Origin of the sequence: Ephemeroptericola cinctiostellae, from assembly GCF_003339525.1 — a bacterium.
Lineage (GTDB): Bacteria > Pseudomonadota > Gammaproteobacteria > Burkholderiales > Burkholderiaceae > Hydromonas > Hydromonas cinctiostellae.
In genome coordinates this window covers 1,283,097-1,304,376 of the sequence record NZ_CP031124.1, presented here as the reverse complement: position 1 = coordinate 1,304,376, position 21,280 = coordinate 1,283,097, and the positions used below count along the sequence as shown (strand labels likewise).

The window sequence follows — 21,280 nt, the reverse complement described above, 5'->3', positions numbered from 1 at the left end:
TGTACATGGGCTTCATTGCTTTTTTGAGCAAGCGCATCTGATTGTGTGCTTCTCTGGGTCTGTGCAGAGGGAGCATATGATGTTATCGAGACAATTAAACCCCAATACAAAACCCTTTTTTTCATTGATCACGCTCTCCCTCTTATACATCCTATTTTTGTTCATCTTATGACTCACACTCAACATCCATCTCACTGGGGTCAATGCGATAAATGCTGTCATGGCAAGGGATTGGCATTTTTTGTTCTGATGTCATTCGTACCCTTTTCTACTTTGTTCCCCCGCAATGTCAGTGCAATATTGTTCACACAATACACAATAAATCTGAAAAACAATTGACAAAAACAATCGACTTCAAGATAATGATCGCACGAAGGGAGTAGCCTCCCATCCAATTGTCGTCATTACGGTGCTTTCGCACTCGGCATTGGAGCGTCTTCATACGACTGACCGATTGGTCATCGTCTCGAATCACGCAGGCAAGACTTCGGACTTGAAACCAAGGCCGATGTTGCGCAACGTGATTTTTTTGTTCTATCAACGGTCTTGGGTTTATTAATTAAAACTCGATTAGGACGTTGATATGAAAATCTCTATTTCTACATGGTCTCGCTGGGCATGTGCTGCAAGCCTCAGCTTATCTTCTTTGGCTGCTTTTGCTCAAGAAACACCGACCCTTACTCAAAAACAGGTTGATTTACCTCAGGTCACGGCTGAGGTCTGCTATACCACGTCGGTTGCAGATGTGCGTCGGCTGTTCACACGTTGGAATGATTCACTTTTAACACTTGACCCCGCCAAAGTCACGGCAAATTACAGTGATGATGCCGTATTGTTACCCACTGTTTCCAACAAGCCCCGCACCACACCTGCTGAAATTCAAGATTATTTTGTTCATTTCCTAGAGAAAAAACCTCAAGGGGAAATCAATAAAAGCCATGTCAAAATAGGTTGCAATAAAGCATACGATGTGGGCGTGTACACTTTTGCCTTGACTGGTAAAGACGGTGTGGTGCAGCACGTTCGAGCCCGTTATTCTTTTGTGTACGAATATAAAAATGGTCAATGGCTCATCAGCCATCACCACTCTTCCGCCATGCCTGAAGCAATTGATACAAAAGAAACCAAAGAAACCAAACATTAAATAACGTTTGAATTGGACAAGTATCTAACCACGATACAATTTGACATGGGGAGTTGGTTTGACCATCTCCTCGTGCTTACAAAGGATTAAAATGAATTTGATGACAATAGCAACCCCTTGGATGTGGGGTGGATTTATGCTGTTTGTGCTGCTGGCTTTGGCAATTGACCTGTTTGTCTTGGGTGGTAAAAACAGTCAAAAGGTGACGACCAAACAAGCCATTTCATGGTCACTGACTTGGTTTGCCTTGGCGTTTTTATTTGCGGGTTTGTTGTGGTGGTATTTAAACAGAACGGCGGGTGTTGAGCTGGCGAATGAGCAAGCGACTGCTTTTTTAACAGGTTATTTAATCGAGAAAGCATTGTCCATTGACAATATTTTTGTATTTTTGATGGTCTTTGGCTATTTTTCTGTCCCTGTGGAATACCAACGGCGCGTGCTGTTATACGGTGTCTTGGGTGCGATTGTGATGCGCGCGGTGATGATTTTTGCAGGATCGGTATTGATCAGCCAGTTTCATTGGGTGCTTTATGTTTTTGGTGCATTTTTGTTGATCACAGGGGCGAAAATGTTATTGTTCGCGGATCATGAAGTTGATTTGGACAAAAACTTTTTGCTCAAATGGTTGCGCAGTCATTTGCGCGTTACCGATGATTTTCATGGTGAAAAATTCTCGATCATGAAAAATGGGGTGCGCTGGTTTACACCGCTGGCTCTGGTTGTTGTGATGATTGAAGTGACAGATTTGATTTTTGCTGTGGACAGCATTCCTGCGATTTTCGCCATTACCACAGATCCATTCATTGTGTTCACCTCGAATATTTTTGCGATCATGGGTTTAAGGGCTTTGTACTTTTTGCTAGCAGATATGAATGAGCGTTTTCACTTGCTCAAATATGGTTTGGCATTCGTTTTGATTTTCGTTGGAATTAAAATGCTCATGATGGGCTTTTATAAAATCCCAACAAGTTGGTCATTGGGTGCTGTCGGCCTGATTCTGGGTTCATCGATTGGTTTGAGCTTGATGAGCAGCCGACAAAAGCAGTGAGTTTAAGCAGGGGTGGGTTAGCCAAAGGGTAGCCCACCGAATGATGGACAAAATTGACTTACGCCACTTGTGAAATGTGGCACTGCTCATGCCACATTCTGACACGGTGAGCATGGGTGCAGTGCTGTCGTTCTGTTTAAGGAACGACAGGCTTTCGCTCTATTTTGAATTTTTAGTAGACATTATCCTTGCTGTGGCTTATGAGGAATGTCTACTTCTAAGTGAGTGATGCTTTTTTGATGGATAACTCACACATCAACCCACCCACTCCCGCGCATTCTGGAACAACTGCAACCACGGCGACACATCCCACTCACTTGGCTTGTACGAAAACAGTTCAGCACGGTAAACGCGTTCGGGATGCGGCATCATGATGAGGACACGACCATCGGCGGAAGTGAAGCCATTTAAACCGAGGGGTGCACCGTTCGGGTTCATGGGGTAGTGTTCGGTGGCGTTGTGGGCGGCATCAACGTAACGCAGGCTGGCTTTACTTGTGCTCTGCATTTGCGTGAGGTCATCTGCGTTGGCGTAGCTGGCGCGTCCTTCACCGTGGCTGATGACGATCGGAAGGACGCTGCCTGTCATGCCTTTGAGCAAAATCGAGGGTGATTCAGTGATTTCGACTTGTACAAGGCGGGCTTCATATTGTTCCGAGCGGTTGCGCACGAATTTTGGCCAATGGTCTGCGCCAGGGATGATGTCTTTGAGGTTGCTCATCATTTGGCAACCGTTACACACGCCAAGGCTGAACGTATCTGGACGAGCGAAAAACTGGGCGAATTGCTCACGCACATTGTCGTTGAACAAGATCGTTTTTGCCCAGCCTTCACCTGCACCGAGCACATCACCGTAAGAGAAGCCACCACAGGCGACGAGGCCACGCATGTCGTTCAAATTCACTCGGCCTGCGAGCAGATCGCTCATGTGGACGTCGACCGCATCAAATCCGACATGTGTGAATGCGGCGGCCATTTCGACGTGACCATTGACCCCTTGTTCGCGCAAAATAGCGACTTTCGGTTTATTGGCGACGTTGAGGTAGGCGCTGTGTGCGTTGGCATCGGGTGCAAACATCAGTTTGGGCGTGAGCGGCTGTGGCGCTTGCGCGTACTCTTGTTCAACACACGCGGGATTGTCACGCAGTTTGGCGATGTGGAAACTGGTTTCTTGCCATGCGGCGTGCAAAACAGCAAGTGGTAATTTCAATTTGGCTTCGCCATCTTGCCATACGCTCAGCTGCGCTTCGGCTTGAGTGCTTGGAATCACTTGTCCGACCACATGGCTGTGTGCGCCGAGATCGTGGGCGCGAAGTACATCCATCACGTCACCAATTTGATCTTTTTTGACCTGAATCACCATGCCCAGTTCTTCGTTGAACAAGGCTTGCATGAGTTTTTCTGCACGTTGCACGGACATTTGTACGCCGCTGATTTTGAAATCACCCGCATCGGCTGTGTTTGGATCAATGGTCAACAGATCCGCATTGATCGAGACCGATGTTTGTGCGGCGAAGGCCATTTCAGCAACGGTGGCGAATAAGCCACCATCACTCTTGTCATGGTAGGCGAGGGCTAAATTTTTCGCGTTCAGTGTTTGCACGGCAGCAAATGCATTTTTCAGCATGTCGGCATCGTCGAGGTCTGGCACACTGTCGCCAACTTGACGGGTGACTTGGGCGAGAATGGACAAGCCCATACGGGTTTTGCCTTTGGCCAAGTCGATCAACACCAGCATTGTTGCGCCCACGTCTTTACTTAATTCAGGCGTGAGGGTTTTGCGCACATCCGTCACGGGCGCGAAGCTGGTGACGATCAATGACACCGGAGAGCGAACAGTTTTGTTGCCTTCGTTGTCATTCCATTTGGTTTGCATGGACAATGAATCTTTGCCCACGGGAATCGAAATGCCCAATGCGGGACACAATTCCATACCAACTGCATGCACGGTGTCATACAACTTCGCATCTTCACCATCGACACCACAAGCTGCCATCCAGTTGGCGGACAACTTGATTTGGCTGATGTTTTCAATCGGTGCCGCAGCAATGTTCGTGATCGCTTCAGCAATCGCCATGCGACCCGATGCAGGTGCATCGAGCACCGCCAGCGGCGTGCGCTCGCCCATCGCAAAAGCCTCACCGAGCGTGCCGACGTAATCACGCAAAGATACAGCACAATCGGCCACGGGCACTTGGTACGGCCCGACCATCTGATCGCGCGCGGTCATGCCACCGACAGAGCGATCACCGATGGTGATGAGGAATGATTTTGAAGCCACGGTTGGGTGACGCATGACTTCGAGCGCAGCTTGCTCAAGATCCAAACCGACCAAATCAATCGCCTCACCTTTGGTCTCGACGCGCTTCACGTCACGGGTCATTTTAGGCGGTTTACCGAGCAGCACATCCATCGGCATGTCCACAGGCTCACATGGGTTTTGTACATCGTCACGCGAGTCTTTGACGATGAGTTGTTGCTCCGCAGTCACTGAGCCGATCACCGCAAATGGGCAACGCTCACGTTCGCACGCATCGGCAAACCACGCCAATGATTCAGGCAAAATCGACATGACATAACGTTCTTGCGCTTCATTGCTCCAAATTTCACGCGGGCTGAGACCAGATTCCTCAAGCTGAACGAGATTCAAATCAAACACTGCACCACGGTGTGCACCGTGAACGATTTCAGGAAAAGCATTGGAAATGCCGCCCGCGCCCACATCATGAATGGACAATATCGGATTCTCTGCACCACGCTGCCAGCAACGGTCGATGACCTCTTGTGCACGGCGTTGGATTTCGGGATTGCCGCGTTGAACAGAATCAAAGTCAAGTGCTGCACTGTTAGAACCTGCACCCATGCTCGATGCCGCACCGCCGCCCAGACCAATTTTCATACCAGGGCCGCCGAGCTGAATCAACAGCGCACCCTCGGGTAAATCTTTTTTGCCAATGTGACTGTCGTCGATGTTACCGATGCCACCCGCAATCATGATTGGTTTGTGATAACCATAAGTCACGTCGCCAATCGGCTGCTCAAACGTACGGAAATAACCTGCAAGGTTGGCACGACCAAATTCATTATTAAACGCCGCACCACCAATGGGGCCTTCGAGCATGATGTCCAAGGCTGAAACGATGCGTTCGGGCTTGCCATACGCCACTTCCCAAGCGCGTGGCGCATCGGGTAAATTCAGATTTGACACGGTGAAACCAGTTAAACCGACTTTTGGCTTAGAACCCTGTCCTGTTGCGCCTTCATCACGGATTTCACCACCCGAACCTGTGGCCGCACCTGAAAACGGTGCAATCGCTGTGGGGTGATTGTGCGTTTCGACTTTCATCAATGTATGCGTCAAGGCATTGTTGCCTTGGTACACGCCGTTCGCGTCAGGATAAAAGCGTTGCACTGTCGCACCCGCCATCACCGCTGCGTTGTCATCATACGCGACCACATCACCAGCAGGATTGAGCTGGTGGGTGTTGCGAATCATTTTGAACAAACCGATCGGTTGCGCTTCACCGTCGATGATGAAGTCGGCGTTGAAAATTTTGTGACGGCAATGTTCAGAATTCGCTTGTGCAAACATCATCAGCTCGACATCGGTCGGATCACGTTGCAGATTCAAATACGCGTCAAGCAAATAATCCACCTCATCGTCTGATAAGGCCAAGCCCAAATCTGTATTCGCGTATTCTAAAGCGGCTTTGCCCTCGGTCAACACAGGGATGGTCAACAAAGGTTTGCTCGGCAAATCGTTAAACAACGCCACACCATCAAACTCACCCACGCACACCGATTCAGTCATGCGATCATGCATTAAAACACTGGCGACTTCGATGTCCGCCGCACTGAGCTTTTTATTGCCCAACAGACCTTTTTTGACCAACAAACCATATTCAATCCCACGTTCAATGCGGCGAATGTGCGTCAAACCTGCATTATGCGCGATGTCCGTCGCTTTACTCGCCCATGGCGAGATCGTACCGATGCGCGGCACAACGGTCAAATCCACGTGTGCCACCGTCGCATCAATGCCTTCTTCACCATACGCCAACAAACCCTTGAGCACCTCAAGGTCGCGCGCCGACAACGCTTCATTCGACCAAATGTAGTGCACATAACGCGACTGAACCCCGACGATATCAGGGTTCAGGGCGGCAAAACGGTTCAGTAAACGCGATACGCGAAAATCAGACAAAGCACGCGAGCCGTGCAAATGGGTGATGACAGACATGGACAATCCTAAAATAGATCAAAAAACTTGGCGATTCGGCAATCGGTGCACTTGCGTCGTTTTTGAAAGGCGTAAAAGAATCGCCATTATATCAGACATCCCCTTCTTTTTTAAGGTGTCGCAGACCAAAAGGCATGCAAACAGGGTACGGCACAGTTTAATGCAAATACCCTGTATTTTTCTGGCACTGTTTTGATGAACATGTGCGACTCAAAACAGTTTGACTTCAATTTGTAGCACGAAAAAGCAGGTTTGCCTTTTCTCTGCCCCCTTTATTTTAAAACAGCCACCTGCCATGCAACAAACAACCATATGCCCCATGCGCAGCCAACAATCAACACATCACGCATCCTAAAAGACCAGGATCGTTTGTTTGATTGATTGATGATCATGCGCTGGCTCAACAGTTTTCGTTCTGTGGTTTTTGTCATGTTTTTCTCCCTAGATGCTTTGACCTCGGCCAGGGCTTTCCCATACCGCAAGTTGCCCTTTTTTCTTGAGCAACGCCCGAGGCACAGCGATGCACATGGTGGTGAAGTTCAGTAACCAATAAGCAAATGGGTACCAAATGCACCAAAAAAACTTGGGGGTGTAGTAAATTAGCATCATGATATGCTAATAAAATGAAACTAACCCATTGTAAGTTAAGCAAAAATACCCAACGTAGGTTACTTGAGTATTTTGTGCTCGAAGTGACCGCACGTTCGGCTGCCGATTTACTCGGCATACAGCCAAACAGTGCGGCCTTGTTTTACCGCAAAATCAGAGCAATCATTGCCTATCATTTAGAACTGGAGGCTGATGAAGTCTTTGAAGGTCACGTTGAACTTGACGAGAGTTACTTTGCTGGTGCTCGTAAAGGTCGACGTGGCGTGGTGCGGCTGGTAAAACGGCTGTGTTTGGGATCTTAAAACGCGGCGGTAAAGCTTATACCAAAGTCGTTGTCGATACCAAAGCATCTACGCTAATGCCCATTATTACTAGCAAAATCGCGCCTGACAGCGTGGTTTATACTGATTGTTGTCGCAGTTACAATGCTTTGGATGTGAGCGGCTTTTATCATGAGCGCATCAATCATTCTCGATTGTTTGCTACAGGTAAAAACCACATCAATGGCGTTGAGAATTTTTGGAATCAAGCCAAACGTGTACTGCGAAAATACAATGAAATTAACCAAAAAACCTTTCCTTTGTTCCTGAAAGAGGGTGAGTTTAGATTTAACTACGGCACTCCAAAAAATCAGTTTAAAATACTCAAATCTTGGACTGGTATTTAACCTAATTTTATGCCGCTTGACAGAAAATCAAATAAGGACAATGCGTCGCAATTACATACAATAAACACACATCAAGATATACATTTAAATTGAAAGTTAAAACAAAACTATAAAAAACACCATCGTTTACAAACAAATCATAAGTTATATTAAACTTCATTCCCTTTAAAATTGCATTTTCCAAATAAAAAAAGGTGAAATAGTTCCAAGCTGCAAAAAAAAGTGGCTCTTGTATTCTTATATAAGACAGAGGATGATGGATCCATCAAATTTAATCTTTAAGGAGAACACCATGGCCACAACTGCTCGTGCAAGTTTCATTTGGGATGACGTTTTATTGTTACGCGAACAACTGACCGATGAAGAGCGCATGGTTTGGGACACCGCCACTGCTTATGCTCAGGAAAAACTCAAACCACGTGTCCTCAATGCCTTCCGCAACGAATCAACGGATCCTGCCATTTTTGCAGAGATGGGCGAACTCGGCTTGCTCGGCGCCACCATTGCGCCAGAATATGGTGGGTCAGGCTTGAACGACGTATGCTATGGATTAATCGCCTATGCCGTCGAGCAAGTCGATTCGGGTTATCGCTCCATGATGAGCGTACAAAGTTCATTGGTCATGGTACCGATTGAAAAATTTGGCAGTGAGGCACAAAAACAGAAATACCTGCACAAACTCGCAGCAGGCGAATGGATTGGCTGTTTCGGCTTGACTGAGCCCAACCACGGATCAGATCCAGGCAGCATGCAAACCCGCGCCAAAAAAGTCGATGGTGGTTATTCACTTAGCGGGCAAAAAATGTGGATCACCAACTCGCCAATCGCCGATGTCTTTGTTGTTTGGGCAAAAGACGACGAAGGTGAAATCCGAGGCTTCATCCTTGAAAAAGGCTGGAAAGGTTTAAGCGCACCCGCCATTCACGGCAAAGTCGGATTGCGCGCCTCCATCACAGGCGAGATCGTCATGGACGAGGTCTTTGTTCCCGAAGAAAATGCATTCCCAGACGTGCGCGGCCTCAAAGGTCCATTCACCTGCTTAAACTCAGCCCGCTACGGCATCGCTTGGGGCGCGCTCGGTGCAGCAACCGATTGCTGGCATACCGCTCGCCAATACGTGCTCGACCGGAAACAATTCGGTCGCCCTTTAGCGGCCAATCAACTGATCCAAAAGAAATTGGCCGACATGCAAACTGAAATCACTTTGGCCTTGCAAGGTTGCTTGCGCCTTGGTCGACTGAAAGAAGAAGGCAAGGCTGCTGTTGAAATCACTTCAATGATGAAACGCAATTCCTGTGGCAAAGCCCTTGATGTCGCCCGCCTTGCCCGCGACATGCTCGGTGGCAATGGCATTGCCGACGAATTTGGTGTGGCTCGACATTTGGTGAACTTAGAAGTGGTCAACACTTATGAAGGCACACACGACATCCACGCCTTGATTTTGGGTCGCGCTCAAACAGGGATTCAAGCCTTTTTCTAAACCACCCATCCAACAGCAACGTCACACATCAACCGTGAGCCATTAAAAGCCCACTAAAACACGTTGCTCAAACTTGATCCGAACAAGTGTTTTGCCCTTTGAGATGAACATCGAGAAGGGCATTTTTTTGTTTGATATGAAAAAGGTCTCAGCCCGCCCCCATAATTTTTCTTCATGACCTGATGAATGGCTTTCTCACACTCATCAAAAGCCAACAATTGAATGTCAGTTATAATATTGAACTTTATTGATTCATATTTCAGATTGCGCATTCATGACCCAGACTCACTTTCAAACACTCATTCACGCCCGTTGGCTCATCACCATTGAACAAGATGGTGAAATTCTACATCACCACACGTTGGCCATCGAAAATGACAGCATCGCAGCCATCGCCCCCACAGCGGATGCCGCACATTGGACAGCGGATGAAGTGATTACATTGGATGAACATGCATTGATGCCTGGTTTTGTTAACCTGCACGGGCACAGCGCCATGACCCTTCTGCGCGGCTACGCCGATGATTTGGCCTTGATGGACTGGTTGCAAAATCACATCTGGCCTGCTGAAGGCAAGCACGTCAGCCACGATTTCGTGCGTGATGGCAGCATGATTGGCATGGCGGAAATGATTCGTTCAGGCACAACCACCATCAACGACATGTACTTTTACCACAGCGCGGTGGCCGAAGCAGGACAAAAAGCCGCCATGCGCACCTTTGTGGGCGCATCCATTTTAGAATTCCCAACCAATTATGCGCAAAATTCCGATGAATACATCCGTCGCGCCATGACCGAACGCGAAGCCTATTTGAACGACCCACTGATCACCTTCACCCTCGCGCCACACGCCCCCTACACCGTGTCAGATGACACTTTCCGCAAAGTCATCGCGACCAGCGAAAAACACAACATGTTGGTGCATTGTCACATCCACGAAACCGCCGATGAGGTCAACAACAGCGTGAAAGAACACGGCAAACGCCCATTGGCTCGTTTAAATGACCTCGGCGTACTCAATGACAAACTCATCGGCGCGCACATGGTGCATTTAAACGATGAAGAAATTGTACTCGTTGCACGCCTGAACATCGCCATTGCCCACAACCCCTCATCCAACATGAAACTCGCATCAGGCATCGCCCCGATTCAAAAACTACTTGATGCAGGCGTGACCGTGGGCATCGGCACCGACGGCGCAGCTTCCAATAACAAACTGGACATGTTTGCAGAAACACGTTCAGCCGCATTATTGGCCAAAGTCGGCACATTAAATCCAACAGCAGTTCCAGCCGCCACCGCATTGCGCATGGCCACACTCGAAGGTGCAAAAGCCCTGCATATCGCGGATAAAGTCGGCAGTTTGAAAGTTGGCAAACGCGCTGACTTAATCGCCATCGACATGGGCAGCCTTGAAACAGCCCCAGCTTTCGATGTGATTTCGCACATCATTTACACCGCAGGACGCGAACACGTCACCCATTCGTGGATCAATGGCCGCTGCGTCATGCGCGCACGCACATTGACCACTTTGGATGAATCAGCGTTAAAAATTACCGCAAGTGAATGGCGTGAGCGGATTCAGAAGTAAACTCAACATGGCTCACTAAAGAGACCTTCGTAATTTAAACAAATCAACAATACTTTGAGCCACAAAATAGTGAGAAGCACACCAAACTAAGCAACATCACTTGGTTATTGCTGCTCGATAAAAAAACCAGTCATTAAGGCTGGCTTTTTTATTTTCGTTAGATTCAGCATTCCATCCAGTATCCGTACTGTATCCTCAATAAAATCTTCACATGGTCGTGCAATCAGCGCAACAGGGCTGTTGAGGCACATAAAAACAGTTTCACAAATGAAGCCTATTTTATGGCCAAAAAGCAGTCAGAATCTGATTATTCAGGTAAAAACCCCAGCTTGACATCTCCTCCCCCTACTGCGACAATTAAACCACAATAAAACGCCAGAGGGGATTCATCATGCAAGCCATCATCGTCGGTTACGGTCTCGCGGGCAGCGTGTTTCACGCGCCCTTACTTCAATCGGCTGGTTTTGAGATTGCCGCCATCGTGGTGCGCAATCCAGAACGGAGGGCACAGGCCGCCGCCTCACACCCACATGCCCTGATCTGTGATGACCTCACGCAAGCCTTAAGTCAGACCACAGCCGATTTGGTCACACTGGCCAGCCCCACGGCCACACATGCACCACTGGCAATTGAAGCGTTACACGCTGGGCGGCATGTGGTGATTGACAAGCCTTTCACTGTTGATGCACACGAAGCAGAGGTTGTGATTGCAGCGGCACATGCTGCAAATAAACTCGTCATTCCATTCCAAAACCGCCGCTGGGATGCTGATTTTTTGAGTTTGAAAGAATTGATACACACGGGGCAATTGGGTGACATCGTGCGTTATGAGGCGCGGTTTGATCGCTTCAACCCCACAGTCAAAGACCGTTGGCGCGAGCACAACGTTGCAGGTGGTGGGATGTTATACGACCTCGGCCCTCATTTGATCGACCAAGCGCTACACTTGTTTGGTGCGCCTGAATGGGTTTTTTGCACACAACTGACTCAACGCGACGGTGCGCAAACCGATGATGCTTTTGAGTTGATTCTGGGTTCAAGTGACTGCAATTACCCTTACATCAGCCTTGGCGCATCGATGTTTTCCGCCGCAGGTGACAGCCCTCAAGGTGCACCTCGTTTTAAGGTCAATGGCCGACGCGCGACGTGGCTCAAAAGTGGTTTTGACCCACAAGAAACAGAATTACGAAAAGGCATCATTCCCAACGAGCATGCTTGGGTGAGTGAAATCGAGGCCGCGCGCGGTCATTTAATCGATGGAGTGACGGGGCAAGTCAGTCGCACAGCGGCGGGCATTGGGCAATGGCCTATTTTTTACACGCAAGTCAAATCGGCCATAGAAGGTAAAACCATCGCGCCTGTATTGGCCACTCAAGCACTGCTGACGTGCAAAGTGATTGATGCGGCACAAAAAAGCGCACACAGCGGTCAACGGGTGCATGTGCTTTAATGCCATGTGCTTGTTCAATGTGCAATAAAAAAAGCGTTTGATTTCAAACGCTTTTTTTTATTGCAGTCACAGATGATGATGGATGCTTAGGTAAACCGTTAGGTGAACCAATTAAAATCATTTACTCATACTTGATGATTTTATTAAAGCCCAGTCCACCGCCTATTTTCATTTTCACACGCTGCATGCCACGGCGTGAGTTTTTCCCACCCAAAGGCATGCTGCCATCGTCACTGACAATCGCCGTCGAGCCGACTGCTGTGCTGGCGCGAGGCGCATACACATTGTAAAACGACAGCACTGTGCGCACATAGTTTTGCGTTTCAGCATAGGGTGGAATTTGACGGTTGTATTTGTACACAGCACCTTCGCCTGCATTGTAAGCGGCAATGATCAACTCAGGGCGACCTTTGAACATGCGTGATAAATCAGCCAAGTAGCGCACACCCGCATAAATGTTTCGCTCAGGGATCATCAACTGAGCCTCTGTCACCCCATAACGCGCCGCGGTAGGCACGATGACTTGCATCAAACCCATCGCACTTTTGGGTGAAATCGCGTTGGCGTTAAAACCAGATTCTGCCGCCATGACCGCCTTGACCAAATTGTAATCCACACCACTCTTGCGGGCGTGTTTGATGATCGTCGCTTCATAGCGTGCCATGCTTGGGCTGTTGAGCAAACGGTTCAATACCGCTTTGGATGGCGCAGGAATTTTCATGCCCACTGGATTGTTCATCCGTGCCACCGTGTTTACAGGCGGCTTGTTGCGCTTGGCTGTACCTGAAAACGGCCCCATGTCGGGTAGTTTGGCCTGCATGCCCTCATCTTTGCTCACAGAAAGCACCACATCGTCGGACAAAGCAGGGCCATCATTGGCAAACAGTTGATAACGTTCATCCAGTTTTTGCAATGAATAATGCGGAATGCCTTGATCATCGACGTACACGTACAAACCGCCGGCCCGCGCTGGTGCTGCGATGAACAGGCTCAACGCAGCAAATATAGAAAAAAAATGTTTAGCTGTAATATGCACTCAAAACTTTCATAAATAAACAGTCAACAACCCTGTTGTCATAGACATCGTAGATTCAGGCCGACTTAAATTCAGACCAACTTAGATTCGTACAATCTCATCAACACGACCTGACCCATTGGATTTTTAAGCACTTGGGCTTTCAACCCGCCTTAGATGTCAGCATTGACCAAATTGCCTTTTTCTTCCAACCATGCACGGCGTGATGAGGCTTCACCTTTACCCATGAGCATGGTCATCATGAGTTGACTCGCGCCATCATCGACCACACGCTCAGTGTTCAGAGCGACCTGCGACAAACGACGCGTATCGGGATTCATTGTGGTTTCCCACAACTGTTCAGCATTCATTTCACCCAAGCCTTTAAAGCGCGACACTTGCCACGCCCCATCCTTCACACCGTCTTTTAAGAGTTTGTCTTGAATCCGAACCAGCTCTTCCGCATCCAGACAGTATACCTTTTGTGCGAGTTTTTTGCCGCGAGCAGGCACATCGATGCGAAATAAAGGTGGACGGGCAATATAAATGTGTCCCATTTCCACCAATTTTGGAAAATGTTTATAAAATAAGGTCAACAACAGCACTTGGATGTGTGAGCCATCCACATCGGCATCCGACAAAATACAAATTTTTCCGTAACGCAAACCAGTCATATCTGGTGCATCATTGGGGCCATGTGGATCAACCCCAATGGCCACCGCCATGTCATGTACTTCATTGTTGGCGAATAAGCGGTCTTTGTCCACTTCAAGCGTATTCAAGACTTTACCGCGCAGAGGCAAAATCGCTTGGAACTCTTTATCACGTCCCATTTTCGCCGAACCACCCGCAGAATCGCCCTCCACTAAAAACAACTCGTTGTGCAGCAAATCGGTTGACTCACAATCGGTAAGTTTCCCCGGCAGCACGGCCACACCCGAGCTTTTGCGTTTTTCAACTTTTTGCGCTGCTTTGTTCCGCGCTTGGGCTTGGGCAATCACCAACTCAGCCAATAATTTGCCATAATCCACATGCTGATTGAGCCACAATTCAAGCGCAGGTCGCGTGGCTTGTGCCACCAATTTCACGGCATCGCGGTTGTTCAAACGTTCTTTGGTTTGCCCTTGAAATTGTGGATCCAGCACTTTGGCCGACAACACGAAAGACGTTCGTGCAAACACATCGTCAGAAATCAATTTCACACCTTTGGGCAATAACGCGTGCAACTCAATGAAACTTTTCACCGCACCAAACACCCCCTCACGCACACCCGCTTCGTGCGTACCCCCCGCAGGCGTGGCGATCAAATTCACATAACTCTCGCGCACCAGTCCCCCTTGCGCCGTCCATGCCAGCACCCACGCAGCGCCTTCACCTTTGGCGTATGTCTCATCGCCTGCGGGTGCGAACCACTCGCCACCAAAATAAGGAATCAATGGTTCATCTTCGATGTGCTCGCGCAAGTAGCCTTGCAAACCATCTTCATACAACCACGTGTGCGTTTGACCCGTTTTTTCATTGGTCAACGTCACTTTAACACCAGGCATCAACACCGCTTTTGAGCGCAGAACGCGTTCAAGTTCTGCTTGTGGGATGTTGGGTGAATCAAAATACTTCGGGTCAGGCGCAACGGTCACGCGCGTGCCGTTTTTTTTCTCACCGCGTGTGGCAGGACGCACTGCCAAGGCCTCGGTGACATCACCACCTGAAAACACCAAACTGGCCACTTGCTTATCGCGCCATACGGTCACGCCAAGATAAGTCGACAAAGCGTTGGTCACGGACACACCGACACCGTGCAAGCCACCCGAAAAGGTATAGGCGCCGCCGTCTTTTTTATTGAATTTGCCACCCGCATGCAATCGGGTAAAGACAATTTCAATCACGGGCACACCCTCTTCAGGGTGAATGCCAATTGGAATCCCGCGACCATCGTCCTCGATGCTGACCATGCCATCGCTGTGCAAGGTGACGGCAATCACGGAACCAAAACCGCCGAGCGCTTCATCTGCTGCGTTATCAATCACCTCTTGAATGATGTGCAATGGATTTTCTGTCCGCGTGTACATGCCAGGTCGTTCTTTGACTGGCTCCAAACCTTTAAGGACGCGAATACTGTCTTCTGAATAGACTTGGCTCATATATGTGTGTGCTTTGAATAAATGATAAAAAAATAGACAATAAGGGGATAGCCCCATCATGCAGCGCATTGTACCGTAAAGGCAAAAAGACATGGGTTTGGTAGAGGGTCAACGTGGCAACGCTTAAAATTCGAGAGATAACACAGGGCGGGCATTGAGCCCGCCATCCATTTTTTTATTTTTTCCTGTGCTTGTTTTCCCCTGTGTTGCAATCACAACATGCCCATGAAAGCACGTTGATACAACCACACCACTCACCTACTCACCTACTCACCCATTCACGCATCCGTTTGTAAAGTTCAAAGACCAGCGTGCATCGCACGTAACATCAAAAAACCATGCAAGCCAAGCCGTTCAAGTCTTTGTCATACACAACACGCCCCAAATGAGGTCAGACCAATGGGTTTACATGGATTTATTTCTTCTTGGTGCTTTTTTTCTTGCGTTCGGTTTCATCTTTCGGCCGATTTTCACCTGCATCGCTCAAACCCACATAGCGCATGTTCAACGACTTGCCATCAATTTGAACCGTTTTAAGGCGGTTTAACACATCTTCAGGCATCCCTTCTGGGAGGTCAATATTGCTGTGTCCATCCAGCAATTGAATGCGACCAATCAATTTGGCCTGTAAACCTGCGCCATTGGCAATGGCTTCAACAATACCGCTTTTGGTCACGGCATCGGCACCACCAATGTCGATGCGATAGGTGTGCATGGTATATTTGCTGGGGTTGGCCTTGGCACGTTCGGCACGCTCAGGACGATCTAAACGGTCAGCAAACTCGGCGCGGACAGGTTGTTGCTCTGTGCGCTCCACGCGCGCTTTTCTTTCAAAAGATTCGTTGCGCTCATGACGTTCCGCACGTTCAGTGTACTCTGAGCGCTCTCTTCTTGGTCCACGTGGTGCTGGTGGCATGCTTTGACCGTCGGCTTGAATGTTCAACATCTGCCCAGCCACACGCACACCGCGCAGGTGCTCGATGGTTTCGGGGGATAAATCACTCGGCAAATCAAGCAAGGTGTATTCGTCACGGATGTCGATGCGCCCAATGTAACGCGATTCGATGTTCGCTTCATTGGCGATCGCACCGACGATGTTACCAGGTTTGACACCATGTTCATGACCCACCGCAATGCGATACGTCTGTGCACCTGCATTGGCGCTGCGTGGTTTGTATTCTCGCTGTGGTGCCGCCTCACGTTGGCGCTCAAAACGCACATCACTGCGCACTTCACGCTCTTCAAAAACAGGATGACTCTTTTTGCTCAACAGCAAAGAGGAATTGCCACGTGCCATTTTGGCCAATGCCGCAGCGATTTCGATGGCAGGCACATTGTGTTCGCGCTCGTAATCCTCGATTAAGCTGGCAAACTCTTCCAGTCCACCTTCGGCGAGCACATCAGAAATTTGTGTTTTAAAACGCGTGATGCGCACATTATTCACATCTTGCACCGTTGGCAATTCAAGCGGTGAAACAGGTTGACGGGTGGCCCGTTCAATGACTTTGAGCAAATGCTTTTCACGTGGCGTGATGAACAAAATCGCCTCACCGCTGCGCCCAGCGCGACCTGTACGACCAATGCGGTGGGTATAGCTCTCAGGATCATGGGGTACATCGTAGTTGACGACATGGCTGATGCGCTCAACGTCCAAGCCGCGTGCTGCAACATCGGTGGCGACAAGGATGTCAATTTTTCCATCTTTGAGTTGTTGAATCGTGCGTTCGCGTTGTTGCTGTTGCACGTCGCCATTGATTGCCGCGACAGAAAAACCGCGCGCTGACAATTTCGCTGCGAGCTCTTCCGTGCCCAATTTTGTACGCGCAAAAATGATCATGCCGTCAAAAGTTTCAGCTTCTAAAATGCGCGTCAAAGCATCCAATTTATGCATGCCGCTGACCAACCAATAACGTTGACGGATGTTGTCCGCCGTGCCTGTTTTCGCAGCAATCGTGACCATTTCGGGCTTGTTTAAATACGTCTGGGCAATCCGTTTGATCGCAGCGGGCATCGTCGCAGAGAACAAAGCGGTTTGACGCGTCGGCGGTGTTTCTTTCAAAATCCGCTCCACATCGTCGATGAACCCCATGCGCAACATTTCATCCGCTTCATCCAACACCAATGTTTTGAGCTGAGACAAATCAAGTGAACCTTTGTCCAAATGGTCAATCACACGACCCGGTGTGCCCACCACCACATGCACGCCACGGCGCAAAGCGGACAATTGCGGGCCATAACTTTGACCACCATAAATTGGCAACACATGGAAATTCGGCATGTGCTTCGCATAGGTCTGAAAAGCCTCAGCCACTTGAATCGCCAACTCACGTGTTGGCGCCAGCACCAAAGCTTGAGGGGCGGTTTGCGCCATGTCAATGTTCGACAAAATAGGCAAAGCAAACGCCGCTGTTTTACCCGTCCCCGTTTGCGCCTGTCCCAACACATCACGCCCACCAAGCAACGTAGGGATTGTCGCCGCCTGAATCGGCGATGGATACTCATAACCAATGTCATGAAGCGAGCGCAATAACGGCTCACTCAAGGTCAAATCGGCAAAAGACACAGGTGGATTTTCAATGATTTCAGAAACAACTTCGGACACAACTTCAGACATAACAGACTCACAAATAAGGCTCAAAACGCAGGGCACGCTTGATACCCCCACATTTTACCTGTATTGGCGCACATGCATCGAACTGATTAAGGAAAAGCGTTTGATTTACGGTGTTGGTGATTTTTTAGATGGGCGATGAATACGGGAATTTCAACGTTGCTCTAGGCAACAGCGAGGTCACATGGGTGTTGAGATTCGTGGAAAACATTATTGGGTATAAAAAATACAAATGATTTTTGATCTAAAACGAAGCAGATCAGCCAATCGCTTTTGGCCTATTTAGAAGATCCTAGCCAAGAATCACGATTCAAAACCATAACATCGATGTGAGGGACTCGCCGCTTCTAACCAGCCCCTCGAGTGTAGGGTTATAGATTTTTATTTTCCACACGGTAAATAACGGCCTAAATCGCTGCCACGTGGGTCACCAGCCATTTCTCCAATGGTGCCAAGGTGAGTAACTTTAAATCCCTCAGGGTATTTTAGACCGTAACCCAACAACCTATCGACGCCAATGTGAACAAACCAAATAAGAGCCAAAGCCAAGAACAAGGCATTGCCTGTTACGATGGAAACAACAGCCAACACAGCGGGTAACAATTTTGAGTGCGTGATGTTGTACGTTGTTGCGCCAACCTTGGCATTAATGAAATACCCAAAGAGTGCAAGGTCTGGAAGCAATACGGTTGACCAAAACAACGTCCATCCGAAAGACTGCTGCCAATAAAGAACGAGCGCCAACAGAGTGACAGCTAAGCCTTCGAGTTTTAACAGAACTATCGGTTTTTTAAAGATATGAAGCATGAGTCAATTTCTTTTTTAAAAGTTTAACGTTTTAGTTAAGCGGCAGACACTGCCACCCCAGTGGATGTCCGTTCAAATGAAGCGGTTAGGCATCGCACACCGGCTGCATGTACACGGGTTCGCCTATGTGGCTTGATCGCCAAGCTGCGGCACCATTTGACCCTGACTGCGTAAGTAGTCCGCCATTGCTGTCACTACAAGCCTTACAGCTGGCCGATCAATCATGCGGCCCCGCCAGGCAAGTAGCCTTGGATGCTGCGCCGTCAGCGGCACCGTGTGACGTGCCGCAAAGAATTGCGCCATATAGAACGCGATGTCTGCGTAGCTGAACTGCCCCGCAATATACTCATGGTCTTGAAGCCATTGCTCCATCCCGAGGTAGTACGCCTCAATGGCCGCTGTCGCATTCTTCCATTCTTGCGCCTCGACGGGGTCAGGGTTTGCGCGCATGCCCATCAATCGGATGACATGCGGAAAAAACACTTCGTCAGAACAATGCTCTTGCTTACGCGCCTCCGCTCGCGCGGCGATGGAATGAGGCCAAAGGGGCTGCTCCGGCCATCGATCCTCTAGGTACTCAAATATCTGCGTGGAATCGAAAAGCTGGACACCCTCATCAATGAGGACAGGCACTTGCCACTTGGGGTTGATGCGCAGCACCTCGGGGTGTTTCGGTGTGTAGCCGCGTTCAAAGTCGAATGGCACCATCACCAAGTCGAACTCAATCCCCTTCTCGCGCACGGCTATCTCAACCTTTGCACCAAACATGCTTAGCGGGCCGGAGTAAAGCTTCAATTTGTTCATGGCAATCTCAAGTGTTTACAGCCCCGATGCAATGATCGATGCCTAACGGCTGAATCAAGTCGCGCCACGAAGCCGCATCGGCTTGAATGAATTGTTAGGCAGACTTGCACTCACGGCATTTTTACTTCAACAAGTTCTTTCAAACAAGAAAGTACATCTGGACCTTCATCTCCATCAGTCGATTCATTGGGTGGGAAGGGGCATGGGTCTTCCTGGCGCACAAGCAGGAATGTAACCGCTTCGCTTTCGGTCAATTCATATGTCATGAAAAAGCAGTGCTCTGGAATGTCTTGCAGATCGGGGCGAGGGAAAAACAATGAGTACTTTAGGTGTGACTCTGATAAAAACTCAAGAACGTTGCCCTTCTGTTCAAATACTCGCCCATTCCATTCGTTGCGGAAAATGATAGGGGCTCCGATCTCCCATGTTGCCAGCAAATCAGAGCCATACTACCATTGCTTCGCTAAATCAGGCACGGTCAAGGCCAGCCAAACCTTCCTTGCGGGGGCAATAATTTCAACAATTGAGTCAGATGTTTTCACTTGCATGCCTCCAAGAGGTCGTTGTTGGCCTAACGTATCTTATACGGCGTAATGCATTGGCATTCTGCCATCATTTCGCCATATATTCTTGTTTGAAAAACACAATAACTATAATACATTAATTTTAAATGACTTTAAAACAACATAAATCGGGGCCAGATGTATACCTAGCTGTATATCAATCCCATTTAGATGACAAAGGCATTAAACGATCGGTACGATCAGCACAGTGTCATCCGCACCCTCAATGACTTTGCACATTGATCTTTCAAAAAAATGGATGATGCAAGCATCATCCATTTTCATCAATTAAACCGCTCGGCGCACGAGCATTTCTTTGATTTTCCCAATCGCTTTGGTAGGGTTGAGTTCTTTCGGACACACATCAACGCAGTTCATGATGGTGTGGCAACGGAACAATCGATATGGGTCGTCCAAATTGTCCAAGCGTGCCGATGTGTCGTTGTCACGCGTGTCGGCGATGAAGCGGTAAGCGGCCAACAAACCCGCTGGGCCGACGAACTTATCAGGATTCCACCAGAACGATGGGCATGACGTTGAACAGCATGCACAAAGGATGCATTCGTACAAGCCGTTCAATTCATCACGTTGTTCAGGTGATTGCAAACGTTCTTTTTCTGGTGGGGCTACATCATTCACCAAATACGGTTTAATCGAATGGTATTGGTTGAAGAAATCCGTCATGTCGACGATTAAATCACGCACAACGGGCAGGCCAGGTAATGGGCGTAAAACGATTTTCTCTGGCAAATCGTTGAGATTGGTCAAGCAAGCCAAACCATTTTTACCATTGATGTTCATCGCATCCGAGCCGCACACGCCTTCACGACATGAGCGACGGAAAGAAATCGTTTCATCGATTTTTTTCAATTTGACCAAGGCGTCAAGCAACATGCGGTCGCCATCTTCGAGGTCGATTTTGATGGTTTGCATGTACGGTTTTGCATCTTTGTCTGGATCGTAGCGGTAGATTTCAAAAACTTTAGTTTTCATCGTGTATTCTCTTTATGCTTCGGTCAATGCGTGAGCTTCGACATTGACTTCAAAAGTGGTGGGTGCGGCATGGGTTGATCCAAGCACCTTGCACCACTTTTTTAACTTTAACCAAAAA

Annotated in this window: 14 protein-coding genes and 1 pseudogene; 6 read left to right on the top strand and 9 right to left on the bottom strand. The window is 48.6% G+C overall.

Features of this window, described 5'->3' with window-relative positions; translation table 11 throughout:
* Positions 1–583: 583 nt before the first annotated feature.
* Together DTO96_RS05975 and DTO96_RS05970 are read left to right on the top strand one after the other, a co-directional pair.
* Positions 584–1,144 (top strand): SgcJ/EcaC family oxidoreductase, encoded by a 561-nt coding sequence (locus DTO96_RS05975; protein WP_114562659.1) that lies wholly within the window; start codon positions 584–586, stop codon positions 1,142–1,144.
* A gap of 91 nt (positions 1,145–1,235) precedes the next feature.
* Positions 1,236–2,192, top strand: a complete 957-nt coding sequence (locus DTO96_RS05970; protein ID WP_114562658.1) for a TerC family protein — start codon at positions 1,236–1,238, stop codon at positions 2,190–2,192.
* A gap of 255 nt (positions 2,193–2,447) precedes the next feature.
* On the opposite strand, the gene purL is transcribed toward DTO96_RS05970, so the two are convergent.
* On the bottom strand, positions 2,448–6,431 hold the full coding sequence (gene purL, locus DTO96_RS05965) for a phosphoribosylformylglycinamidine synthase (protein WP_114562657.1): 3,984 nt from the start codon (positions 6,429–6,431) through the stop codon (positions 2,448–2,450).
* A 272-nt stretch (positions 6,432–6,703) separates the two neighbouring features.
* Complete coding sequence (locus DTO96_RS12765; RefSeq protein ID WP_192879023.1) at positions 6,704–6,862, bottom strand: hypothetical protein; 159 nt, start codon at positions 6,860–6,862, stop codon at positions 6,704–6,706.
* Between the two features lie 192 nt (positions 6,863–7,054).
* Here DTO96_RS12765 and DTO96_RS05960 point away from each other — a divergent pair.
* From DTO96_RS05960 to DTO96_RS05940, 4 genes and pseudogenes are all read left to right on the top strand, one after another.
* Positions 7,055–7,707: pseudogene (locus tag DTO96_RS05960) on the top strand (IS1595 family transposase).
* 292 nt (positions 7,708–7,999) lie between these two features.
* A complete protein-coding gene (locus tag DTO96_RS05955) occupies positions 8,000–9,187 on the top strand; it encodes an acyl-CoA dehydrogenase (protein ID WP_114562656.1) in 1,188 nt (395 codons plus the stop codon).
* Between the two features lie 274 nt (positions 9,188–9,461).
* Positions 9,462–10,778, top strand: coding sequence for a TRZ/ATZ family hydrolase (locus DTO96_RS05945; RefSeq protein ID WP_114562654.1), 1,317 nt, complete (start codon positions 9,462–9,464; stop codon positions 10,776–10,778).
* 391 nt (positions 10,779–11,169) lie between these two features.
* Positions 11,170–12,228 (top strand): Gfo/Idh/MocA family oxidoreductase, encoded by a 1,059-nt coding sequence (locus tag DTO96_RS05940; protein WP_114562653.1) that lies wholly within the window; start codon positions 11,170–11,172, stop codon positions 12,226–12,228.
* 121 nt (positions 12,229–12,349) lie between these two features.
* Here DTO96_RS05940 and DTO96_RS05935 read toward each other — a convergent pair whose 3' ends face one another.
* The 7 genes from DTO96_RS05935 to DTO96_RS05905 all read right to left on the bottom strand — a co-directional run bounded on the left by DTO96_RS05935 (position 12,350) and on the right by DTO96_RS05905 (position 21,162).
* On the bottom strand, positions 12,350–13,264 hold the full coding sequence (locus tag DTO96_RS05935) for a lytic transglycosylase domain-containing protein (RefSeq protein ID WP_114562652.1): 915 nt from the start codon (positions 13,262–13,264) through the stop codon (positions 12,350–12,352).
* Between the two features lie 152 nt (positions 13,265–13,416).
* On the bottom strand, positions 13,417–15,384 hold the full coding sequence (locus DTO96_RS05930; RefSeq protein WP_114562651.1) for a DNA topoisomerase IV subunit B: 1,968 nt from the start codon (positions 15,382–15,384) through the stop codon (positions 13,417–13,419).
* Positions 15,385–15,799: 415 nt separating this feature from the next.
* Positions 15,800–17,998, bottom strand: a complete 2,199-nt coding sequence (locus DTO96_RS05925; RefSeq protein ID WP_114562650.1) for a DEAD/DEAH box helicase — start codon at positions 17,996–17,998, stop codon at positions 15,800–15,802.
* Between the two features lie 378 nt (positions 17,999–18,376).
* Positions 18,377–18,802: a DUF4260 domain-containing protein gene (locus DTO96_RS05920; RefSeq protein WP_114562649.1), complete on the bottom strand. Its 426-nt coding sequence runs from the start codon at positions 18,800–18,802 to the stop codon at positions 18,377–18,379.
* A 123-nt stretch (positions 18,803–18,925) separates the two neighbouring features.
* Positions 18,926–19,606, bottom strand: a complete 681-nt coding sequence (locus tag DTO96_RS05915; protein WP_114562648.1) for a glutathione S-transferase family protein — start codon at positions 19,604–19,606, stop codon at positions 18,926–18,928.
* Between the two features lie 110 nt (positions 19,607–19,716).
* Complete coding sequence (locus DTO96_RS05910; RefSeq protein ID WP_225972573.1) at positions 19,717–20,043, bottom strand: hypothetical protein; 327 nt, start codon at positions 20,041–20,043, stop codon at positions 19,717–19,719.
* Positions 20,044–20,457: 414 nt separating this feature from the next.
* Complete coding sequence (locus DTO96_RS05905) at positions 20,458–21,162, bottom strand: succinate dehydrogenase iron-sulfur subunit (RefSeq protein WP_114562647.1); 705 nt, start codon at positions 21,160–21,162, stop codon at positions 20,458–20,460.
* Positions 21,163–21,280: the final 118 nt, after the last annotated feature.

Bases quoted from the DNA above. Each gene is read 5' to 3' on its own strand.
- DTO96_RS05975 (WP_114562659.1), top strand. From the start codon at position 584: ATGAAAATCTCTATTTCTACATGGTCTCGCTGGGCATGTGCTGCAAGC.
- DTO96_RS05970 (WP_114562658.1), top strand. From the start codon at position 1,236: ATGAATTTGATGACAATAGCAACCCCTTGGATGTGGGGTGGATTTATG.
- purL (WP_114562657.1), bottom strand. From the start codon at position 6,431: ATGTCTGTCATCACCCATTTGCACGGCTCGCGTGCTTTGTCTGATTTT.
- DTO96_RS12765 (WP_192879023.1), bottom strand. From the start codon at position 6,862: ATGACAAAAACCACAGAACGAAAACTGTTGAGCCAGCGCATGATCATC.
- DTO96_RS05955 (WP_114562656.1), top strand. From the start codon at position 8,000: ATGGCCACAACTGCTCGTGCAAGTTTCATTTGGGATGACGTTTTATTG.
- DTO96_RS05945 (WP_114562654.1), top strand. From the start codon at position 9,462: ATGACCCAGACTCACTTTCAAACACTCATTCACGCCCGTTGGCTCATC.
- DTO96_RS05940 (WP_114562653.1), top strand. From the start codon at position 11,170: ATGCAAGCCATCATCGTCGGTTACGGTCTCGCGGGCAGCGTGTTTCAC.
- DTO96_RS05930 (WP_114562651.1), bottom strand. From the start codon at position 15,384: ATGAGCCAAGTCTATTCAGAAGACAGTATTCGCGTCCTTAAAGGTTTG.
- DTO96_RS05925 (WP_114562650.1), bottom strand. From the start codon at position 17,998: ATGTCTGAAGTTGTGTCCGAAGTTGTTTCTGAAATCATTGAAAATCCA.
- DTO96_RS05920 (WP_114562649.1), bottom strand. From the start codon at position 18,802: ATGCTTCATATCTTTAAAAAACCGATAGTTCTGTTAAAACTCGAAGGC.
- DTO96_RS05915 (WP_114562648.1), bottom strand. From the start codon at position 19,606: ATGAACAAATTGAAGCTTTACTCCGGCCCGCTAAGCATGTTTGGTGCA.
- DTO96_RS05905 (WP_114562647.1), bottom strand. From the start codon at position 21,162: ATGAAAACTAAAGTTTTTGAAATCTACCGCTACGATCCAGACAAAGAT.